At 65.1% G+C, this 18,747-nt stretch carries 17 protein-coding genes and 3 pseudogenes; 14 read left to right on the forward strand and 6 right to left on the reverse strand.

Going from position 1 to position 18,747, the window contains the following annotated elements:
* The first annotated feature begins 4 nt into the window (after positions 1–4).
* The 9 genes from FAZ69_RS28455 (at position 5) to FAZ69_RS28495 (ending at position 9,513) form a co-directional block, all read left to right on the forward strand.
* Positions 5–1,390, forward strand: coding sequence for an L-serine ammonia-lyase (locus FAZ69_RS28455; RefSeq protein ID WP_136898430.1), 1,386 nt, complete (start codon positions 5–7; stop codon positions 1,388–1,390).
* A gap of 32 nt (positions 1,391–1,422) precedes the next feature.
* Complete coding sequence (locus FAZ69_RS28460; RefSeq protein WP_136898431.1) at positions 1,423–2,667, forward strand: sarcosine oxidase subunit beta family protein; 1,245 nt, start codon at positions 1,423–1,425, stop codon at positions 2,665–2,667.
* A gap of 24 nt (positions 2,668–2,691) precedes the next feature.
* A complete protein-coding gene (locus FAZ69_RS28465) occupies positions 2,692–2,997 on the forward strand; it encodes a sarcosine oxidase subunit delta (protein WP_136898432.1) in 306 nt (101 codons plus the stop codon).
* Entirely contained in the window at positions 2,994–6,005 is a 3,012-nt protein-coding gene (locus FAZ69_RS28470; RefSeq protein WP_136898433.1) for a sarcosine oxidase subunit alpha family protein, read from the forward strand. The genes FAZ69_RS28465 and FAZ69_RS28470 overlap by 4 nt, the downstream gene beginning before the upstream one ends.
* Positions 5,995–6,624: a sarcosine oxidase subunit gamma gene (locus FAZ69_RS28475; RefSeq protein ID WP_136898434.1), complete on the forward strand. Its 630-nt coding sequence runs from the start codon at positions 5,995–5,997 to the stop codon at positions 6,622–6,624. The genes FAZ69_RS28470 and FAZ69_RS28475 overlap by 11 nt, the downstream gene beginning before the upstream one ends.
* Positions 6,621–7,082, forward strand: coding sequence for a dihydroneopterin aldolase (locus tag FAZ69_RS28480; protein ID WP_439654809.1), 462 nt, complete (start codon positions 6,621–6,623; stop codon positions 7,080–7,082). Before FAZ69_RS28475 ends, FAZ69_RS28480 begins: the two co-directional genes overlap by 4 nt.
* Before the next feature lie 21 nt (positions 7,083–7,103).
* On the forward strand, positions 7,104–7,427 hold the full coding sequence (locus tag FAZ69_RS28485) for a hypothetical protein (protein ID WP_240702503.1): 324 nt from the start codon (positions 7,104–7,106) through the stop codon (positions 7,425–7,427).
* A 106-nt stretch (positions 7,428–7,533) separates the two neighbouring features.
* Positions 7,534–8,523 carry an aldo/keto reductase gene (locus FAZ69_RS28490; protein ID WP_136898436.1) on the forward strand — a complete coding sequence of 330 codons (990 nt, stop codon included), beginning with the start codon at positions 7,534–7,536 and terminating at the stop codon, positions 8,521–8,523.
* A gap of 48 nt (positions 8,524–8,571) precedes the next feature.
* Entirely contained in the window at positions 8,572–9,513 is a 942-nt protein-coding gene (locus tag FAZ69_RS28495) for a 2-hydroxyacid dehydrogenase (protein WP_136898437.1), read from the forward strand.
* 23 nt (positions 9,514–9,536) lie between these two features.
* On the opposite strand, the pseudogene FAZ69_RS28500 reads toward FAZ69_RS28495, so the two are convergent.
* Positions 9,537–9,749 (reverse strand): annotated as a pseudogene (locus tag FAZ69_RS28500) (hypothetical protein); the annotation flags it as partial.
* Between the two features lie 178 nt (positions 9,750–9,927).
* Between FAZ69_RS28500 and FAZ69_RS28505 the strand changes: the two are divergent.
* Positions 9,928–10,188 (forward strand): annotated as a pseudogene (locus FAZ69_RS28505) (STM2901 family protein); the annotation flags it as partial.
* Positions 10,185–10,538: a DUF1493 family protein gene (locus tag FAZ69_RS28510; protein ID WP_136898438.1), complete on the forward strand. Its 354-nt coding sequence runs from the start codon at positions 10,185–10,187 to the stop codon at positions 10,536–10,538. The pseudogene FAZ69_RS28505 and the gene FAZ69_RS28510, both read left to right, overlap by 4 nt.
* 110 nt (positions 10,539–10,648) lie before the next feature.
* Here FAZ69_RS28510 and betA read toward each other — a convergent pair whose 3' ends face one another.
* The 3 genes from betA to betI all read right to left on the reverse strand — a co-directional run bounded on the left by betA (position 10,649) and on the right by betI (position 14,533).
* Positions 10,649–12,376 (reverse strand): choline dehydrogenase, encoded by a 1,728-nt coding sequence (betA, locus tag FAZ69_RS28515; protein ID WP_136898439.1) that lies wholly within the window; start codon positions 12,374–12,376, stop codon positions 10,649–10,651.
* 11 nt (positions 12,377–12,387) lie between these two features.
* Entirely contained in the window at positions 12,388–13,875 is a 1,488-nt protein-coding gene (gene betB, locus FAZ69_RS28520) for a betaine-aldehyde dehydrogenase (protein ID WP_136898440.1), read from the reverse strand.
* A gap of 70 nt (positions 13,876–13,945) precedes the next feature.
* Entirely contained in the window at positions 13,946–14,533 is a 588-nt protein-coding gene (gene betI / locus FAZ69_RS28525; protein WP_136898441.1) for a transcriptional regulator BetI, read from the reverse strand.
* Between betI and FAZ69_RS28530 the strand changes: the two genes are divergently transcribed.
* Positions 14,532–14,771 (forward strand): hypothetical protein, encoded by a 240-nt coding sequence (locus tag FAZ69_RS28530; RefSeq protein ID WP_136898442.1) that lies wholly within the window; start codon positions 14,532–14,534, stop codon positions 14,769–14,771. The two genes, betI and FAZ69_RS28530, sit on opposite strands and share 2 nt — an antisense overlap.
* Positions 14,768–15,964 carry a formaldehyde dehydrogenase, glutathione-independent gene (gene fdhA, locus FAZ69_RS28535; protein ID WP_136898443.1) on the forward strand — a complete coding sequence of 399 codons (1,197 nt, stop codon included), beginning with the start codon at positions 14,768–14,770 and terminating at the stop codon, positions 15,962–15,964. The genes FAZ69_RS28530 and fdhA overlap by 4 nt, the downstream gene beginning before the upstream one ends.
* An 80-nt stretch (positions 15,965–16,044) precedes the next feature.
* Here the strand turns inward: fdhA and FAZ69_RS34110 are convergent.
* Positions 16,045–16,230, reverse strand: a pseudogene (locus FAZ69_RS34110) (anaerobic ribonucleoside-triphosphate reductase activating protein); the annotation flags it as partial.
* 43 nt (positions 16,231–16,273) lie between these two features.
* Here FAZ69_RS34110 and FAZ69_RS28540 point away from each other — a divergent pair.
* Positions 16,274–17,179 carry a 4'-phosphopantetheinyl transferase family protein gene (locus FAZ69_RS28540; protein ID WP_136898444.1) on the forward strand — a complete coding sequence of 302 codons (906 nt, stop codon included), beginning with the start codon at positions 16,274–16,276 and terminating at the stop codon, positions 17,177–17,179.
* A 157-nt stretch (positions 17,180–17,336) separates the two neighbouring features.
* On the opposite strand, the gene FAZ69_RS28545 is transcribed toward FAZ69_RS28540, so the two are convergent.
* Entirely contained in the window at positions 17,337–18,374 is a 1,038-nt protein-coding gene (locus FAZ69_RS28545; RefSeq protein ID WP_136898445.1) for a GlxA family transcriptional regulator, read from the reverse strand.
* Positions 18,375–18,747: the final 373 nt, after the last annotated feature.

Here is an 18,747-nt window from a genome sequence, read left to right on the forward strand (position 1 = left end):
CAGCATGAACGTCAGCGTCTTCGATCTCTTCAAGATCGGCATCGGCCCGTCGAGCTCGCATACGGTCGGGCCGATGATCGCCGCGTGCCGGTTCGCCTCGCACGTCGAGGATACGAACCTGCTCGGCTTCGTGCGGCGCGTGAAGGTCGAGCTCTACGGCTCGCTCGGCGCGACCGGCAAAGGCCACGGCACCGACAAGGCCGTGCTGCTCGGGCTCGAAGGGAACTTGCCCGACGTGATCGATCCCGACCTGATCGGGCCGCGGCTCGCCGAGATCCGGCGCGGCAAGTCGCTGCGTCTTTTGAATCAGCACGCGATCCGCTTCGACGAGAAAGAGGACGTCGCCTTCTATCGCAAGCTCATGACCGGCACGGCCGTCGTGCATCCGAACGGGATGCGCTTCCAGGCCTTCGACGAGCACGGCCAGCTGCTCGTCGAGAAAGAGTATTACTCGGTGGGCGGCGGTTTCGTCGTCAATCGCGAGGGCGACCGCGTGAACGGCGCGCGGCCCGGCGGGGAGGTGGCGTATCCGTTCCGCACGGGCGACGATTTGCTGCGCCAGTGCCGCGCCAGCGGCAAGTCGATTGCGCAGGTCGCGTTTGCGAACGAATGCGCGTCGCGCTCGCCCGAAGAGGTGCGCGAAGGGCTGCTCGCGATCTGGCGCACGATGGCCGCTTGCGTCGAGCGCGGCTGCCGCGCCGAGGGCCGCCTGCCTGGGCCGATGGGTGTGAAGCGGCGCGCGGCCGAATTGTCGAAGCACCTGCGCATGCACTCCGAAGAATCGCTGCGCGATCCGCTCTCGATGCTCGACTGGGTCAACCTCTACGCGATGGCCGTCAACGAAGAGAACGCCGCGGGCGGCCGCGTCGTCACCGCGCCGACCAACGGCGCGGCCGGCGTGATTCCCGCCGTGCTGCACTACTACGTGAAGTTCGTGCCGGGCTCGAACGAGAGCGGCATCGTTGACTTCCTGCTGACCGCCGCCGCGATCGGCATCATCTACAAGGAAACGGCGTCGATCTCCGGCGCGGAAGTGGGCTGCCAGGGCGAGGTGGGCGTCGCCTGCTCGATGGCCGCCGCTGCACTCGCCGCCGTGATGGGCGGCACGCCGGACCAGGTCGAGAACGCCGCCGAGATCGGCATGGAGCATAACCTCGGCATGACCTGCGACCCCGTCGGCGGCCTCGTGCAGATTCCCTGCATCGAGCGCAACGCGATGGGCGCGATCAAGGCGCTCAACGCGTCGCGGATGGCGCTCAAGGGCGACGGTCATCACTACGTGTCGCTCGATTCGGTCATCAAGACGATGCGCGAGACCGGTGCCGACATGAAGACGAAATACAAGGAGACGTCGCGCGGCGGGCTCGCCGTGAACGTCATCGAATGCTAACCACGCTTTACGAGCCAAGCAGGACATCAGCCATGAGCCGCTATTCGATATTCAGTTTGCTGCGCAACGGGTTGTCGTATCACGAGAACTGGGAGCGCCAATGGAGAAGCCCCGAGCCCAAGCGCGAGTACGACGTGGTGATCGTCGGCGGCGGCGGGCATGGGCTTGCCACCGCGTACTACCTCGCAAAAGAGCACGGCGTACGCAACGTCGCCGTGGTCGAGAAAGGCTGGATCGGCGGCGGCAATACCGCGCGCAATACGACGATCGTGCGCTCGAACTACCTGTGGGACGAATCGGCCGCGCTCTACGAGAAGGCCATGAAGCTCTGGGAAGGGCTCGCGCAGGATCTCAACTACAACGTGATGTTCAGCCAGCGCGGCGTGATGAATCTCGCGCATACGCTGCAGGATGTGCGCGATACCGAGCGGCGCGTGAACGCGAACCGGCTCAACGGCGTCGACGCCGAGTTCCTCACGCCCGAGCAGATCAAGGAGATCGAGCCGACGATCAACCTCAACAGCCGCTATCCGGTGCTCGGCGCGTCGATCCAGCGGCGCGGCGGTGTGGCGCGCCACGACGCGGTGGCCTGGGGCTTCGCGCGCGGCGCCGATGCGTGCGGCGTCGACATCATCCAGAACTGCCAGGTCACCGGCATTCGCCGCGAGGGCGGCGCGGTGGCGGGCGTCGAGACGGTCAAGGGCTTCATCAAGGCGAAGAAGGTGGCCGTGGTCGCCGCCGGCAACACGACGACGCTCGCCGACATGGCCGGCGTCCGCCTGCCGCTCGAAAGCCATCCGTTGCAGGCGCTCGTGTCCGAGCCGATCAAGCCCGTCGTCAACACGGTCGTGATGTCGAACGCGGTGCACGCGTACATCAGCCAGTCCGACAAGGGCGACCTCGTGATCGGCGCCGGCATCGACCAATACACGGGCTTCGGCCAGCGCGGCAGCTTCAACATCATCGAGGGCACGCTGCAGGCGATCGTCGAGATGTTCCCGGTGTTCTCGCGCGTGCGGATGAACCGGCAGTGGGGCGGCATCGTCGACGTGTCGCCCGATGCTTGCCCGATCATCAGCAAGACCGACGTGAAGGGGCTTTATTTCAATTGCGGCTGGGGCACGGGCGGCTTCAAGGCGACGCCGGGCTCGGGCTGGGTGTTTGCGCACACGATCGCCAACGATGCGCCGCATCCGCTCAATGCGCCGTTCTCGCTGGACCGCTTCTACACCGGCCACCTGATCGACGAACACGGCGCGGCAGCCGTGGCTCACTAACTTGACGCACGTACGGAGACATACATGCTGCTGATCGAATGCCCGTGGTGCGGGCCGCGCGCCGAATCCGAATTTTCATGCGGGGGCGAGGCCGACATCGCGCGCCCGCTCGACACCGACAAGCTCACCGACCGCGAATGGGGCGACTACCTGTTCATGCGCAAGAACCCGCGCGGCGTGCATCGCGAGCAATGGTTGCACACGCAAGGATGCCGCCGCTGGTTCATGGCGACGCGCGATACGGTGAGCTACGAAATCCAGGGATATCAAACCTTCCCGACGCAGGCCGAAGCGGCCGCGAACGCCGCACAGGAGGGCAAGCAAAAATGAGCCAGAAAGACCGCCTCGGCGCCGGTGGCCGGATCAACCGCGCGATCCCGCTCACGTTCACGTTCAACGGCAGGACCTACCAGGGCTATCAGGGAGACACGCTCGCCTCGGCGCTGCTTGCCAACGGCGTGCATTTCGTCGCGCGCAGCTGGAAGTACCACCGTCCGCGCGGCATCGTGACGGCTGGCGTCGAAGAGCCGAACGCCGTCGTGCAGCTCGAGCGCGGCGTCTACACGGTGCCGAACGCGCGCGCGACCGAGGTCGAGCTGTACCAGGGGCTCGTCGCCACGAGCGTCAACGCCGAGCCGTCGATCGAGCACGACCGCATGGCCGTCAACCAGAAGATCGCGCGCTTCATTCCGGCGGGCTTCTACTACAAGACCTTCATGTGGCCGCGCAAATGGTGGCCCAAGTACGAAGAGAAGATTCGCGAGGCGGCGGGGCTCGGCAAGGCGCCCGACACGCGCGACGCCGACCGCTACGACAAGTGCTACGCGCATTGCGACGTGCTCGTGGTCGGCGGCGGGCCGGCCGGGCTGGCGGCTGCCCATGCGGCGGGCATTGCGGGTGCGCGTGTGATTCTCGTCGACGATCAGCGCGAGCTGGGCGGCAGCCTGCTCTCGTGCAAGGCGGAGATCGACGGCAAGCCGGCGATGCAATGGGTCGAGAAGATCGAGGCGGCACTCTCGCAGATGCCGGACGTGAAGATCCTCTCGCGCAGCACAGCGTTCGGCTATCAGGACCACAACCTCGTGACCGTCGTGCAGCGCCTGACGGATCATCTGCCCGTCTCGATGCGCAAGGGCACGCGCGAGCTGCTGTGGAAGGTGCGGGCGAAGCGCGTGATTCTCGCGACCGGCGCGCATGAGCGTCCGCTCGTGTTCGGCAACAACGACTTGCCGGGCGTGATGCTCGCTTCGGCGGTCTCGACCTACGTGCATCGCTATGGCGTGCTGCCGGGCCGCGAGGCCGTCGTGTTCACGAACAACGATGACGGCTATCAGTGCGCGCTCGATCTCAAGGCATGCGGAGCGAAAGTGACCGTCGTCGATCCGCGCTCGCAAGGCAACGGCACGCTGCCCAACGCCGCACGCCGGCAAGGCGTGAAGGTGCTCAACGGCGCGGTCGTGACCGAGGCGCGCGGCAAGTGGCGCGTGGCGTCGGTCGAAGTGGCGCCGTTTGCGAACGGCAAGACGGGGGCGAAGCAGGAAAGCCTGTCGTGCGACCTGCTCGCGATGTCGGGCGGCTGGAGCCCCGTGCTGCACCTCTTCGCGCAGTCGGGCGGCAAGGCGCACTGGAACGACGAGAAAGCCTGCTTCGTGCCCGGCAAGGCGATGCAGGCGGAGGCGAGCGTCGGCGCGGCGGCCGGTGAGTTCGGCCTCGCGCGCGGCTTGCGCTTCGCGGTCGACGCGGGCGTCGAGGCGGCAAAGGCGCTCGGTTTCAAGGCGGAGCGGCCGGCCGCGCCGCGCGTCGCCGAGATCGGCGAGACGCCGCTGTTGCCGCTGTGGCTCGTCGGCAGCCGCGAGGCCGCGCAGCGCGGGCCGAAGCAGTTCGTCGACTTCCAGAACGACGTATCGGCGGCCGATATCCTGCTCGCCGCGCGCGAGGGCTTCGAATCGGTCGAGCACGTCAAGCGCTATACGGCGATGGGTTTCGGCACTGACCAGGGCAAGCTCGGCAACATCAACGGCATGGCGATTCTTGCCCAAGCGCTCGGCAAGACGATCCCCGAGACCGGCACGACGACGTTCCGCCCGAACTACACGCCGGTCACGTTCGGCGCGTTCGCGGGCCGCGAGCTCGGCGACTTCCTCGATCCGATCCGCAAGACCTGCATCCACGAATGGCACGCCGAGCATGGCGCGATGTTCGAGGACGTCGGCAACTGGAAGCGGCCCTGGTATTACCCGAAGGCCGGCGAGGACCTGCACTCGGCCGTGGCGCGCGAATGTCTCGCGGTGCGCAACGGCGTCGGCATTCTCGATGCGTCGACGCTCGGCAAGATCGACATCCAGGGCCCGGACGCCGCGCAACTGCTGAACTGGGTCTACACGAACCCGTGGAGCAAGCTCGAAGTGGGCAAGTGCCGCTATGGCCTGATGCTCGACGAAAACGGCATGGTGTTCGACGACGGCGTGACCGTGCGCCTCGCCGACCATCACTACATGATGACGACGACCACCGGCGGCGCGGCCCGCGTGCTGACGTGGCTCGAACGCTGGCTGCAAACGGAGTGGCCTCACTTGCGAGTGCGCCTCGCCTCGGTGACCGACCATTGGGCGACTTTCGCCGTGGTCGGCCCGAAGAGCCGCAAGGTGCTGCAGAAGGTCTGCGGCGACATCGACTTCGCGAACGCGGCGTTCCCGTTCATGACGTATCGCGAAGGCACGGTGGCGGGCGTCGCGGCGCGCGTGATGCGCATCAGCTTCTCAGGCGAGCTCGCCTACGAAGTCAACGCGCCGGCCAACGCGGGCCGCGCGGTGTGGGAAGCGCTGATGGCCGCCGGCGACGAGTTCGGCATCACGCCTTACGGTACCGAGACGATGCACGTGCTGCGCGCGGAGAAGGGCTACATCATCGTCGGCCAGGACACCGACGGCTCGATCACGCCGTTCGATCTCGGCATGGGCGGGCTCGTGGCGAAGTCGAAGGACTTTCTCGGCAGGCGCTCGCTCACGCGCTCCGATACGGCCAAGGAAGGGCGCAAGCAGTTCGTCGGCTTGCTCACCGAGGACCCGAAGCTCGTGCTGGAGGAAGGCAGCCAGATCGTCGCGAAGCCGCTCGTCAATCATCAGTTCGGCGATCTCGCGCCGATGATCGGCCATGTCACGTCGAGCTACTACAGCCCGATCCTGAAGCGCTCGATCGCACTCGCCGTCGTGAAGGGCGGCTTGGGCAAGATGGGCGAGACGGTCACGATTCCGCTCGCGAACGGCAAGCAGGTCGCGGCGAAGATCTCGAGCCCGGTTTTCTACGACACCGAAGGAGTGCGTCAACATGTGGAATGAAGGTAGGGGCAACGCTTCGGCCGTCGTGGAGCGCGGCGTGCGCTACGAGTCGCCGCTCGTCGGCGTGCAGGATTTGATGCAGTCGCATCAGGCCGAGGCGTCGAAATACTTCCGATTGAGCGAGCGGCCGTTTCTCGAGCTCGTGAACTTGCGCGGCGATCTCAACGATGCTGCGTTCGTCGCTGCAGTGGCAAGCGTGCTTGGCTGCAAGCCGCCTGCGAAGCCGGACACGGTGGCGCTGGGCGACGGCTGCGATGTGCTGTGGCTCGGTCCCGACGAATGGCTCGTGCGTTCGAACGAGGCGCGCGCGGCGTCGCTGGAGACGAAGCTGCGCGTTGCCTTCGACGGTGCGTATGCGGCGGCTGTCGATGTCGGCAGCGGCTATACGGTGCTCGAAGTCGGGGGCGAGCGCGTGCGAGACGTGCTTTCGCGAGGCTGTCCGCTTGATTTGCACCCGCGCCTGTTCACGCGCGGACAGTGCGCGCAGAGCCATTTTTTCAAGGCGTCGATCGTGCTGATTCCAACGGCTGAGAACACGTATGAAATCGTCGTGCGCCGCAGCTTCGCCGACTATTTCTGCCGCATCCTGCTCGACGCCGCCGCGCCGTTGATGTCGTGAAGCTGCGCGAACCTTTTGTGCCGCTGGCACAGCCGCTTTCGACGGGACCGCGGCACGGCCGCGGCTGGCGCGTGTTCATCGACGAGCTGCTCGTGCCGACGCGCGTCGGCATCCATGCGCACGAGCATGCGGCGCCGCAGACTGTCGTGATCGATGCGAGCCTGACGTATCGTTGCGTGCCGTCGGAAGAGGGCGGCTGGATCGACTATGAGCGCTATTGCGAGCGCATCGCCGCGTTTCTCGCGACGAAGCCGCATACGCGCTTGCTGGAGACGCTGGCCGTCGAAATCGCGGCGCTGTCGTTTCTCGAGTGGCGTGCGCTCGATGCGCTGACGCTCGCGTTGCACAAGCCGAAGATTCGTCCCGGCACGAAGCGCATCGGCGTCGAGCTCGATTGGACGCGCGGCGACTTCGACGCGTGGTGCGCCGCACAGGCGGCCACCTGCGCGGCGAGTTGAACCGGGCGGGCGTGTGACGGCATGGCCCGCGCCGGCGTCTCCCATCTCGTCAAGCTCGCCTATGAAGCGCGCGACCCCGCAGCCGCGCTCGCGCTGCTCGAACGCAGCATCGAGCTGGGCCACAAGCGCATCGCCTTGATCCGTTACCTGCAAGCGCAGTTCGTCGACGCGCCGCTCGACGCGCGCCATCATGCCTACGTGCGCGACGTGGCCGCGCGCATGAGCCCGGAGACGTTGGGCCGCGTGGCGGCCGAGGCGAGGGCTCGCGCGCGGCTCGGGCTCGATAAACGCGGGGACGCGCTGGATCTCCGCGGAGAACGAAGCGGCGGGCTTTCATCCCGATAACGCCTACGCCGCTGTCGGCAAGCGGCGCCATGCTCTGCACGAGAAGCGTGCGGGCGCTATCCTGTGGCCTTGTCTTTTTACTCGCGGAAGCAAGACAGGAGCCACCATGCAATACCGGAAATTCGGCCGCACCGGCCTGACGGTGTCGAATCTGTGTCTCGGCACGATGACGTTCGGCTTGCAGATCGACGAAGACACGTCGAAGCGGATCATGGACAAGGCCGCCGACGCCGGCGTGAACTTCATCGACACCGCCGACGTATACCCGCTCGGCGGCGGCGAGCAGCTGGCCGGCCGCACCGAGGAGATCGTCGGCCGCTGGCTGAAAGGCAAGCGTCAGCATTTCATCGTGGCGACGAAAGCGGTCGGCAAGGTAGGGCCGTCGCCGTGGGACAAGGGCGCTTCGCGCAAGCATCTGCTCGATGCGATCGACGCGTCGCTCGCGCGGCTCGGCACTGACTACGTCGACCTCTACCAATTGCATTCGGACGACCAGGAGACGCCACTCGACGAAACGCTCGATGCGCTCGATACGATCGTGCGCTCGGGGCGCGTGCGGTATATCGGCGTGTCGAACTTTCTGGCGTACCGGCTCGCGAAGGCGCTCGGACGCGCGGACGTGCGCGGCCTCGCGCGTTTCGTTTCGGTGCAGCCGCGCTACAACCTGCTGTTCAGGCAGATCGAGCGGGAGCTTTTGCCGCTTGCGGGTGAAGAAGGCCTGGCCGTGATGCCGTACAACCCGCTTGCGGGCGGGCTGCTGACCGGCAAGCACCGGCGCGAAGCGCCGCCGCCCGAAGGGCGCTTCACCGTCGGCAACGCGGGCGCGATGTATCAGGAGCGCTATTGGCACGAGCGCGAGTTCAATACGATCGAGGCGCTGAAGAAGACCGTCGAGGCAGCGGGCCTGTCGCTTTCCGCGACTGCGGTCGCGTGGGTGCTGGCCAATCCCGTGGTGAGCTCGGCGATCATCGGCGCGAGCCGGCCCGAGCAGTTGACCGACACGCTCGCGGCGGCCGACTTGACGCTCGACGCCGATTTGAAGGCGAAGCTCGACGAGCTGTCTCACGAGTACCGCTGGGGCGATGCGCCTCGCTGATCGCGATTTCAATGCGCGCGCCGCGCCGTTCACACCAGAGACATGAACATGAAGCCAACACTGCTGGTCCTGATCCCGCTGATCGACGAGATCCGCGCGCAACTCGCGCGGACGTTCGACATCGTCTATGCCCCGACCGCCGAAGCGCGCGCTCTGGCGATCGCGGAGCATCGCGACGCGGTGCGTGCCGTGCTGACGAACGGCACGACGGGCCTTACCGCGGCCGAGATCGATCGGCTTCGCAAGCTCGAGTTCGTCAGCGCGCTTGGCGCGGGCTACGAGAATATCGACGTGGTTCACGCCCTTGCGCGCGATATCGTCGTCGTGAACGGCGCGGCGACCAATGACGATTGCGTCGCCGACCATGCGTTTGCGCTGCTGATCGCCACGGTCCGCGACATCGTCGAACTCGACGCGGCTTGCCGCGCCGGCGTCTGGCGCGATGCGCTGCCGATGCAGCCGAACTTCTCGGGCAAGCGGCTCGGCATCGCGGGCTTGGGCAACATCGGCCAGAAGTTGGCCCGGCGCGCGCTGGGGTTCGATATCGAGGTCGGCTATCACAATCGCAAGCCGCGCGAAGGCGTGCCTTATCGCTGCTTCGGCAGTTTGACCGAGCTGGCGCAGTGGTGCGACTACCTCGTCGTGACCGTGCCGGGCGGCGCGGCGACTCTGCATTTGATCGATCGCGCCGTGCTCGATGCCTTGGGGCCGCACGGCTATCTCGTGAACGTTTCGCGCGGCAGCGTCGTCGATACGCAGGCGCTCGCGCATGCGCTATCGACGAACGCGCTGGCCGGCGCGGGGCTCGACGTCTACGAAGGCGAGCCCGAACCGCCGCAGGCGCTGCTGCATTTGAAGAACGTCGTGCTGACGCCGCATGTGGCAGGACGTTCGCCGGAGGCTATCGCCGCCTCGGTGCAGCTGTTTCTCGACAATGCCGCGCGTCATTTTGCGGGCGAGGCGGTGTTGACGCCGGTGCGGACTCGCTGACGGCACACGCGGCGATCGAGCGTCTAGCGCGACTCTTCCTCTGCTGCGGGATATGTCGTCGATGTGATGGCGGCCCGCTTGCTCGTCCCCGACTCATCGGCCGACGCGAGCGCTTCCAGTGCAAGTCCTTTGGTCTCGATGCCCAATATCCACACCGTGAGCGCCGCGATCGCAAACGACAGCGCACCCAGCGTGAATACGCCGCCTCGACCGAACACGGGCAGCACGACGCCGACCTTCACTCAGTAGATGCCGCCATTAATCGCCGCCATAGAAGGATTCCGGCATCGGCGTGGAACGGACGCGTCATGGTAAGTCGTCGGCGCATCGAGGTTGCCGGTTGTGGTGCGGCATGAACGCGCGGACCGCGTCTACTTGATTGCTTATGCGATTGTCCGAAGATATTCTGTCGCCGCTGTCAAAGGTACCTCGGTCGCCTCCGTCGTTTCTCGGCGACTGCTTCCATATGAGCTGGAACATAAAATTCTACCTACCGTGACGTCCTTCGAGAGCCTGTTTCTGCTCCGAATCAAATTCACGCGCAGCCTTGGCGTGTTCGTTGGCCGCGCGATACCAGGTGTTGGTTGGGTAATTCTGGCGGCCGATGTTTCAACTATCATTTACCGCTCGGTCACTGCATACAACAGTCTCGCCAAGCCCGAGGATCGTTTGTGACGGCAGATACCGCTTGGAAGAAGCTCGCAGAATTTATCGCGGCTGATGCGGGAAAGCCCGTTATCGGCCAGCTGGTGCTGACACGAGACACCGATCTGTACCATGATCTGGATCTGAATCCAAGCCACATCGAGCGATTGATGACGGAGTGGGCCACGAAGTTCAATGTCGATATGGCGGCGTTCGATATCAACTACTACTACCCGTCAGCGAAGCTTGGCATTGGCTCCTTTCTTGCAGCAGTAGCCAAGTCGCCGTTTAGCGCAGCGGCGCGCGAAACGCTTGGCGGCCGATCGCTCACGCTCGGCATGTTGGAAGATGCGATGCAAAAGGGACGGTGGAGTATCTGATGGCCAGTTACAGGCCATCCTGTCGAACCCGGCTGTATGACTAGCGAATGCAAACACGCGTCGACATGGAACGGGTAAGCCATGATGGGCTCACCCGTTCCACGCGAGGGTCACGCGGTCAAGCTATTGGGTTCGATGCCGGTGCGCAAGCGGCTCGATTGCGCATCGGCGGTGCGCCGCGCAGGCTTGCCGTCCGCGACAAAATACAGCACATCCGCGCGCGCGAGCGCTTCCCGCCCGAGAATCCGATCGGCGATCTTCTCCGCGAGCATGATCGTCGGCGCATTGAGGTTGCCCGTGGTGATGCGCGGCATGATCGACGCATCGACGACGCGCAAGCCGTCGATCCCATGCACGCGCCCCTCGCCGTCGACGACCGCCATCTCGTCATAGCCCATCGCGCACGAGCACGACGGGTGATACGCGGTCTCGGCGCGCGCGCGTACGAACGCATCGAGCTCGGCGTCGGTCTTCAGGTCGGCGCCGGGATTCAGTTCGCGGCCGCGATAGCGATCGAGCGCCGGCTGCCGGATGATCTCGCGCGTGATCCGGATCGCGTCGCGGAACTCGCGCCAGTCGAGCGGCTCGGCCATGTAGTTGAAGAGAATGCTCGGATGCGCGTGCGGATCGCGTGAGCGCAGCTTCACGTGTCCGCGGCTCGGCGAGCGCATCGAGCCGACGTGGGCCTGGAAGCCGTGCATCTCGATCGCGTTCGAGCCGTTGTAGTTGATCGCGACGGGCAGAAAGTGATACTGGATGTTCGGCCAGAGATCGTCGTCGCGCGTGCGGATGAAGCCGCCCGCCTCGAAGTGATTGCTCGCGCCGATTCCCGTGCCCTTGAACATCCATTCGACGCCAATTGCCGGCTGGTTGCGTTTGAGCAGCGCAGGGTAGAGCGAGACCGGCTCCTTGCACTCGTACTGCATGTACATCTCGAGATGGTCCTGCAGGTTTTGTCCGACGCCGGGCAGGTCGAGCACGATGGGGATGTCGAGCTCGCGCAGCCACGCGCCCGGGCCGACTCCCGAGCGCTGCAGGATCTGTGGCGACGCGATCGCGCCGCTGCACAGCAGCACCTCGCGGCGCGCGTGTGCGGTGATGCGTTCGTTGCGATGCAGGTACTCCGCGCCGATCGCGCGCTTGCCCGAGAACAGGATGCGATCGGTCGTCGCGTGTGTGACGATCGTCAGGTTCGAGCGCGGCCGTGCTTGATCGAGATAGCCGCGCGCCGTGCTGGCGCGCCGGCCCTTTGCCGTGACCGTGCGGTCCATCGGGCCGAAGCCTTCTTGCTGGTAGCCGTTCAAGTCGTCGGTGCGCGGGTAGCCCGCCTGCACGCCGGCCTCGACCATCGCCGCAAAGAGCGGGTTGTTGCCGGGCTTGCTGGTCGTGACGTGCACGGGGCCGTTGCCGCCGTGATAGTCGTTCGGGCCGATGTCGCGCGTTTCGGCTTTCTTGAAGTACGGCAGGCAGTCGAGGTAGCTCCAGTTCTCCAGGCCTGTGTTTTTTGCCCAGCCGTCGTAGTCGAGCGCATTGCCGCGGATGTAGCACATGCCGTTGATCAGCGACGAGCCGCCGAGCCCCTTGCCGCGTCCGCACTCCATGCGGCGCTGGTTCATGTGCGGCTCGGGATCGGTCTCGTAGGCCCAGTTATAGCGCCGTCCTTGCAGCGGATAGGCGAGCGCGGCGGGCATCTGCGTGCGGAAGTCGAAGCGATAGTCGGGGCCGCCTGCTTCGAGCAGCAGCACGGTCACGCCGGGGTCTTCGGTGAGGCGCGTGGCGAGCACGTTGCCGGCCGAGCCGGCGCCGATGATGATGTAGTCGAATTCGCGAATAGGCATGGACGGTCCCCTCAAAACACCGGCTGATAGCGGCCGAGCTCCACCTGCACGGATTTGATGCGCGTGTAGTGCTCGAGTGTCGTGATGCCGTTCTCGCGTCCGACGCCCGATTGCTTGTAGCCGCCCACCGGCATTTCCGCGGGCGATTCGCCCCAGGTGTTGATCCAGCAGATCCCGGCTTCCAGGCGATGGATCACGCGGTGCGCACGCGCGAGGCTTTCGGTCACGACACCTGCGGCAAGGCCGTACGAGGTATTGTTTGCGCGCGCAACGACTTCGTCCTCGTCGTCGAAATCGAGCAGGCACATCACCGGGCCGAAGATCTCTTCGCGCACGATCCGCATGTCGTCGCGGCAATCGCCGAACACGGTCGGCGCGACATACTGGCCGCGCCCGAATTCGCCGTCGACAAGACGCGCCCCGCCGGCGAGCACTCGCGCGCCTTCGTGCTTGCCGCTCTCGATGTAGCCGAGCACCTTGTCGAGCTGCGCGGCGCTCGCGAGCGGACCGAAGTTCGTCGCCGGATCGGACGGCTTGCCGACGCGGATGCGCTTCACGCGTTCCAGCACGCGCGCCTTGAACCCCTCCCTGACCGAGCGATGCACGAACACGCGCGTGCCGTTCGTGCACACCTGCCCGGCGCTGAAGAAGTTCGCGGTGACGGCGATGTCGGCGGCGCGCTCGAGGTCGGCGTCGCCGAAGACGATCAGCGGCGACTTGCCGCCGAGTTCCATCGTGACCTCCTTCAGCGACGATGCGCCTGCCAAGGACATCACTTTCTTGCCTGTCTCGACACCCCCGGTAAACGACACCTTGGCGATCTCCGGATGCGCGGCGAGCATCGCGCCGATGCGCCCGTCGCCTTGCACGACGTTGAATACGCCGGCGGGCACGCCGGCTTCGACGTAGATCTCGGCGAGCCTGGAAGCGGAGAGCGGCGTGACTTCACTCGGCTTGAAGATCATGGCGTTGCCCGCCGCGAGCGCGGGCGCCGACTTCCAGCAGGCGATCTGGATCGGATAGTTCCATGCGCCGATGCCCGCGCAGACGCCGAGCGGCTCGCGCCGTGTGTAGACGAAGGATTCGGGGCGCAGCGGGATCTGCAGGCCTTCTATGGCGGTGGCAAGCCCGGCGTAATACTCGATCACGTCGGCGCCGGTGACGATGTCGACGGCGCGCGTTTCCGCGATGGGCTTGCCCGTGTCGCGCATTTCGAGCTCGGCCAGCTCGTCGTTGCGCTCGCGCAGCAGCTCGACCGCGCGCCGCAGGATGCGCGAGCGCTGCATTGCGGTCATCGCAGCCCATTCACGCTGGCCTTCGCGCGCGGATTGCACGGCGCGCTCGATATCCGCTTCGCTCGCCTGCTGCACTGAGGCAAGCGTTTCACCGGTGGCGGGGTCGAACGTATCGAAGGTGATGCCGCTGGTGGCATCGACATAAGCGCCGCCGATGTAGAGACGTTGCAAGCCGTAAGCGGTGGAGGCTGTGGAAGAGGGCATCGAATTTCTCCTTGGATGCGCGAGTCGCGATCTGAGCGCGACGCAGAGCAAAGGTGACAGAACGTACGCGTTATTCGTGCTGCGCGAGCAGCATGTCGACGTAACCGTTGGCGAGGCGGATCGCGGCTTTCGTATCGAACGGTTCGCCGGAGAGCGCGCCGCGCAGCCAGAGCCCGTCGATCATCGCGGCGAGACCGCCGGCTGCGCGACGCGCGGCCGTGCGCGGCATCGCCTTGCCGAATTCCGCGCTCAGGTTCGAATAGAGCCGCCGCGTGTTGACGTGCTGCAGCCGCTTGAGCGACGGCTCATGCATGCTTTGCGACCAGAACGCGAGCCACGTCTTCATCACGGGCGCGCTGATCTGGCTCACGTCGAAGTTCGCGGCGACGACGGCGCGCAGACGCGAGCGCGGATCGGCCTTGGCCGCGGTGCGCCGCCGCGCCGTGGCGGCCCACAGGTCGCGCAGGATGTGGCGCATCGTGGCCTCGATGAGCCCGTTCTTGTCGCCGAAATAGTGGCTGACGATGCCTGTCGAGATGTTGGCGCGCTGCGCGACGAGCGCGAGCGTCGTGCCGGACAAGCCGGCTTCGTCGATGGTGTGCAGTGTGGCGTCGATCAACTGGGCGCGGCGCACTTCGCGCATTCCGACTTTGGGCATGGTCGCTTTCCGGTTCCTTGGTGCGTCGAAAGGCCTCAAGGATAGTCGTTTTATTTTGAACGTTCAATCAATAAAAACCGCGTTGAGGATGGACATGTCGGCTGGCGGCAAGCGCATGTCGGTTTTTGAACGCTTGGTGGCGGGCCTTGCGGACTACGCTCGAACGAGTCGCGGCGGCAGCGCGCCGCGCGCCGGACGCCGCAATGCGCGTCGAAACGAAAAGGAGACAGGACGATGAGCAGCAATCGAGGTGTCGTGTATCTGGGGCAGGGCAAGGTCGAAGTGCAATCGATCGATTACCCGAAGATGGTCGATCCGAGTGGGCGTGCGATCGGGCACGGCGTGATCCTGAAGGTGGTCAGCACCAATATTTGCGGGTCCGATCAGCACATGGTGCGCGGCCGCACGACGGCGGAGATCGGCCTCGTGCTCGGTCATGAGATCACGGGAGAGGTGGTCGAGGTGGGGCGCGATGTCGAGACCTTGAAGGTCGGCGACCTGGTTTCGGTGCCGTTCAACGTCGCGTGCGGGCGTTGCCCGATGTGCAAGGAGCAGCACACCGGCGTGTGCCTGAACGTCAACCCGTCGCGAGCGGGCGGCGCTTATGGTTACGTGGACATGGGCGGATGGATCGGCGGACAGGCCGAATATGTGCTCGTTCCCTACGCGGATTTCAATCTGCTGAAGTTCCCCGACCGCGATCAGGCGATGGCGAAGATTCGCGACCTCACGTGCCTTTCCGACATCCTGCCCACCGGTTATCACGGCGCGGTGACTGCAGGCGTCAAGCCGGGTTCGACCGTCTACGTCGCCGGGGCGGGGCCGGTGGGCATGGCGGCGGCTGCATCGGCGCGCCTGCTGGGTGCGGCGTGCACGATCGTCGGCGACATGAATGCCGAGCGTCTCGCGCATGCGAAGGCGATGGGCTTTGAAGTCGTCGACTTGTCGCGCGATGCGACGCTCGGCGAGCAGATCGAGCAGATTCTCGGCAAGCCCGAAGTGGATTGCGCCGTGGACTGCGTGGGCTTCGAGGCGCACGGGCACGGCAGCGGCCACACGGAAGAGGCGCCAGCGACCGTGCTCAATTCACTGATGGAGATCACGCGCGCCGCAGGGGCGATCGGCATTCCCGGGCTATATGTGACCGACGATCCGGGTGCAGCGGATGCCGCCGCGCGCCGCGGCAGCTTGAGCATTCGCTTCGGCCTGGGCTGGGCGAAGTCGCATTCGTTCCATACGGGGCAGACGCCAGTCATGAAGTACAACCGCAATCTGATGCAGGCGATTTTGTGGGATCGCCTGCCGATTGCGAAGATCGTCAACGTGACGGTGATTTCGCTCGATCAGGCGCCCGAGGGTTATCGCAAGTTCGATGGCGGGGCGCCAACGAAGTTTGTGATCGATCCGCATGGGTTGTTGAAGGCGGCTTGAGCGGTGGCAGGCATGGTGAGGCGCTTAACCGCGCCGCACCGTGAATCGCGGAAACAGTGCTTTGATCCTCGCGATGTGCGAGCAAGGCGGAGTATGCCGGCCTCCGGCAGCAGGTCCGGATGCAACGTGGTCCGGCATTCGTATTCGACGCCGCTCGCCAGCAAGGCATCGAGGCTGCGTAAGGCATGGTCGCCGCTTCGACGTATCTGCGTGGTGGACTCGTAGTCGTCGAATGGCGCCTTCATGTCCAGGCCGACCCAATCGAGTCATGTGATCGAACGCAACGGGTAAACTGAGCCCCCGCCATTCTTGGCGTCACTTCACGAACGCCGTGACCGCCCGGTTCGCGTCAAGGAAATTGGCGTTTGGAGCGATGGCGATGAAGAGACCGTTGGAGACTCGATCGATATGACAACGCAGGCTATGGACGAGGGCGATGGCGGCAGTCAGCCGCAGATCGATCTTTGGTGCGCTTATCCGGGGAGAATCGACGATGACGCTTTGTTGCGCGAATATCGGCGCTTGCTGACCGAGGGGGAGCGCGAACGCGGACAACGATTTCGCTTCGCGCGCGATCAGCACCGCTACCTCATCACGCGCGTGCTGGTGCGGATCGTCTTGTCGAAGTACGCGCCCGCCGTTGCCCCCGAGCAATGGGAGTTCAGATTCAACCCGTACGGCAAGCCGGAAATCGCAAACCCGGTTTCGCAGGCTGCCGGCTTGGCGTTCAACGTGACGCACTCCAGTGAACTGGTCGTCATGGGCGTCACCCGCGGCATTGCGCTAGGGATCGATACGGAGGGCATTCGCGATCGGCCGGCAATGCTCGATATTGCCGATCACTATTTCACCGCTGACGAGGCCCTGCGTCTTCGTGCAGAGCCGGCGGCGCTGCAATCGCAGCTGTTTTTCGAATATTGGACGCTGAAAGAGTCGTACGTGAAGGCGCGCGGCATGGGGCTGTCCATACCGCTCGACCGGTTCGGTTTCCAGTTGACAGGCGAGCGTGGGATTCAAATGTGGATTCATCCGGAAGAGGACGATCGACCTGCCCATTGGCGTTTCTGGCAATTCTGGCCCGATGCCGATCACGTCGCGTCGGTGTGCGCACAGCGCGTGGGAGCGGGGCCTGCGTCCTTCGTTGCGAGGACGGTCGTTCCCTTGGTCGATGAACACCGCTGCGATTGGCGGATGTCGAGGGAATCCGGCGGCTAAGGCCTGTTTTCAGGGGCGTGGACCCTGGCCGCCTCTTGAGGCTGGTCTTGAGCCCGGCCTGGAGAATGCGTGGAATGCGGCTAGTGGTTGCGCTGTCTCTGCTCGCCTATCCCGCAGTCGTCTTGATGTTGTATCTGTCGCGAACTGCACCGGCTGCCTAAGCGTGAACCAACGCGCCGCCGTCAGTCACTGCGGCGGGCACCATAGGCGCCACGGCCGCAGGCGCGAGCGGCGCGGCTTGCTTGCGGCGCTCTCTCGTCGGCGCCGTACCGAACGCATCGCGATAGCTCTTGCTGAAATGGCAAGCCGACTGAAAGCCGCACGCCATCGTGATGTGCATGATCGACATATCGGTCTGCAGCAGCAATTCACGCGCGCGGCGCAGACGCAATGTCAGGTAGTAATGCGTCGGCGTCATCCCGAGATGCTCGCGGAAGAGCCGCTGCAATTGCCGCTGCGACATGTTCGCGAGCCGCGCGAGTTCTTCGCGCGAGAGCGGCTCCTCGATATTGTTTTCCATCAGCGCGATGACCTCGAACAGCGACTTGTTCGCCGAGCCGAGGCGCGCGACGAGCGGCATGCGCTGCTGCGCGCTCGTATCGCGCACATGCTCGACAATGAACTGTTCGGCGATTTGGGTGACGCGCGGGGTCCCCACTCGCGAGGCGATCAGGTTGAGCATCATGTCGAGCGGCGCGACGCCGCCCGTGCAGGTCACGCGGTCGCGGTCGACCACGAACAGCTCTTTCAGAAAACGCGTGCCCGGAAACTCCTCCTTCAGCGCCGACATGTTCTCCCAGTGGATCGCACAGGCGTAGCCGTCGAGCAGTCCCGCTTTCGCGAGCGCATACGTGCCGGTGCAAAGACTGCCGAGCGCCACGCCTTCGCGTGCGAAGCGGCGCAGAGCGGACAAATGGGCGGGAGCGGTTTCGCGCTGCACGTCGACGCCGCCGCAGACGAACACGATATCGGGCTTGCCCACGCACTCCACCGGACCCGTTTCGACGGAGAGCCCATTGCTCGCCGTGACCGGGCCGCCTTCCGGGCTCACGATCGACCAGCGGTAAAGCGGCTGGCCGCTCAAATAGTTCGCCATGCGCAGCACTTCGATCGCATTCGTGAACGCGATCATCGTGAAGCTGGGCAGGGGCATGAATGCGAAGTGAGACAGCGACGCAGTTCGCTCAGGCGACATGGAGAGGCGTTCCTTCGAATCTGATGTGTAGCTGCCGATGCGGGGATATAGGCTGTTTTATTGTGGATTCGGTGGCAACAAGCGTGCCATACGGCTTAACCCTAGGCCCGCCGCCGCGCGCCGCGCCAGTTGGGCATCGCGCTGCACTGCGTGCGTGCGGCAACGGCACGTGCGCAGTGCGCGATTCGCACAGGCGCGGTGCGAATCGGTTGCGATGCAGCAAACCATAAGCACGACCGGTCACTTGTCCAAATTGGACTCCGATGGCGGAAAAGACCAAGAAAGCGTCTGAAATCACAAATAGGCCCAAAAAGCGAACGACAAGAATAGAGCCGTCAAGTACGAGAGCCCGCGAGCCTTGCAGCGTGCGGGC

Source organism: Trinickia terrae (assembly GCF_005144415.1).
GTDB classification, from domain to species: domain Bacteria; phylum Pseudomonadota; class Gammaproteobacteria; order Burkholderiales; family Burkholderiaceae; genus Trinickia_A; species Trinickia_A terrae.

Bases quoted from the DNA above. Each gene is read 5' to 3' on its own strand.
- FAZ69_RS28475 (WP_136898434.1), top strand. From the start codon at position 5,995: ATGTGGAATGAAGGTAGGGGCAACGCTTCGGCCGTCGTGGAGCGCGGC.
- FAZ69_RS28545 (WP_136898445.1), bottom strand. From the start codon at position 18,374: ATGTCGCCTGAGCGAACTGCGTCGCTGTCTCACTTCGCATTCATGCCC.
- FAZ69_RS28465 (WP_136898432.1), top strand. From the start codon at position 2,692: ATGCTGCTGATCGAATGCCCGTGGTGCGGGCCGCGCGCCGAATCCGAA.
- FAZ69_RS28495 (WP_136898437.1), top strand. From the start codon at position 8,572: ATGAAGCCAACACTGCTGGTCCTGATCCCGCTGATCGACGAGATCCGC.
- FAZ69_RS28470 (WP_136898433.1), top strand. From the start codon at position 2,994: ATGAGCCAGAAAGACCGCCTCGGCGCCGGTGGCCGGATCAACCGCGCG.
- betI (WP_136898441.1), bottom strand. From the start codon at position 14,533: ATGCCCAAAGTCGGAATGCGCGAAGTGCGCCGCGCCCAGTTGATCGAC.
- FAZ69_RS28530 (WP_136898442.1), top strand. From the start codon at position 14,532: ATGGTCGCTTTCCGGTTCCTTGGTGCGTCGAAAGGCCTCAAGGATAGT.
- betB (WP_136898440.1), bottom strand. From the start codon at position 13,875: ATGCCCTCTTCCACAGCCTCCACCGCTTACGGCTTGCAACGTCTCTAC.
- fdhA (WP_136898443.1), top strand. From the start codon at position 14,768: ATGAGCAGCAATCGAGGTGTCGTGTATCTGGGGCAGGGCAAGGTCGAA.
- betA (WP_136898439.1), bottom strand. From the start codon at position 12,376: ATGCCTATTCGCGAATTCGACTACATCATCATCGGCGCCGGCTCGGCC.
- FAZ69_RS28490 (WP_136898436.1), top strand. From the start codon at position 7,534: ATGCAATACCGGAAATTCGGCCGCACCGGCCTGACGGTGTCGAATCTG.
- FAZ69_RS28455 (WP_136898430.1), top strand. From the start codon at position 5: ATGAACGTCAGCGTCTTCGATCTCTTCAAGATCGGCATCGGCCCGTCG.
- FAZ69_RS28485 (WP_240702503.1), top strand. From the start codon at position 7,104: ATGGCCCGCGCCGGCGTCTCCCATCTCGTCAAGCTCGCCTATGAAGCG.
- FAZ69_RS28460 (WP_136898431.1), top strand. From the start codon at position 1,423: ATGAGCCGCTATTCGATATTCAGTTTGCTGCGCAACGGGTTGTCGTAT.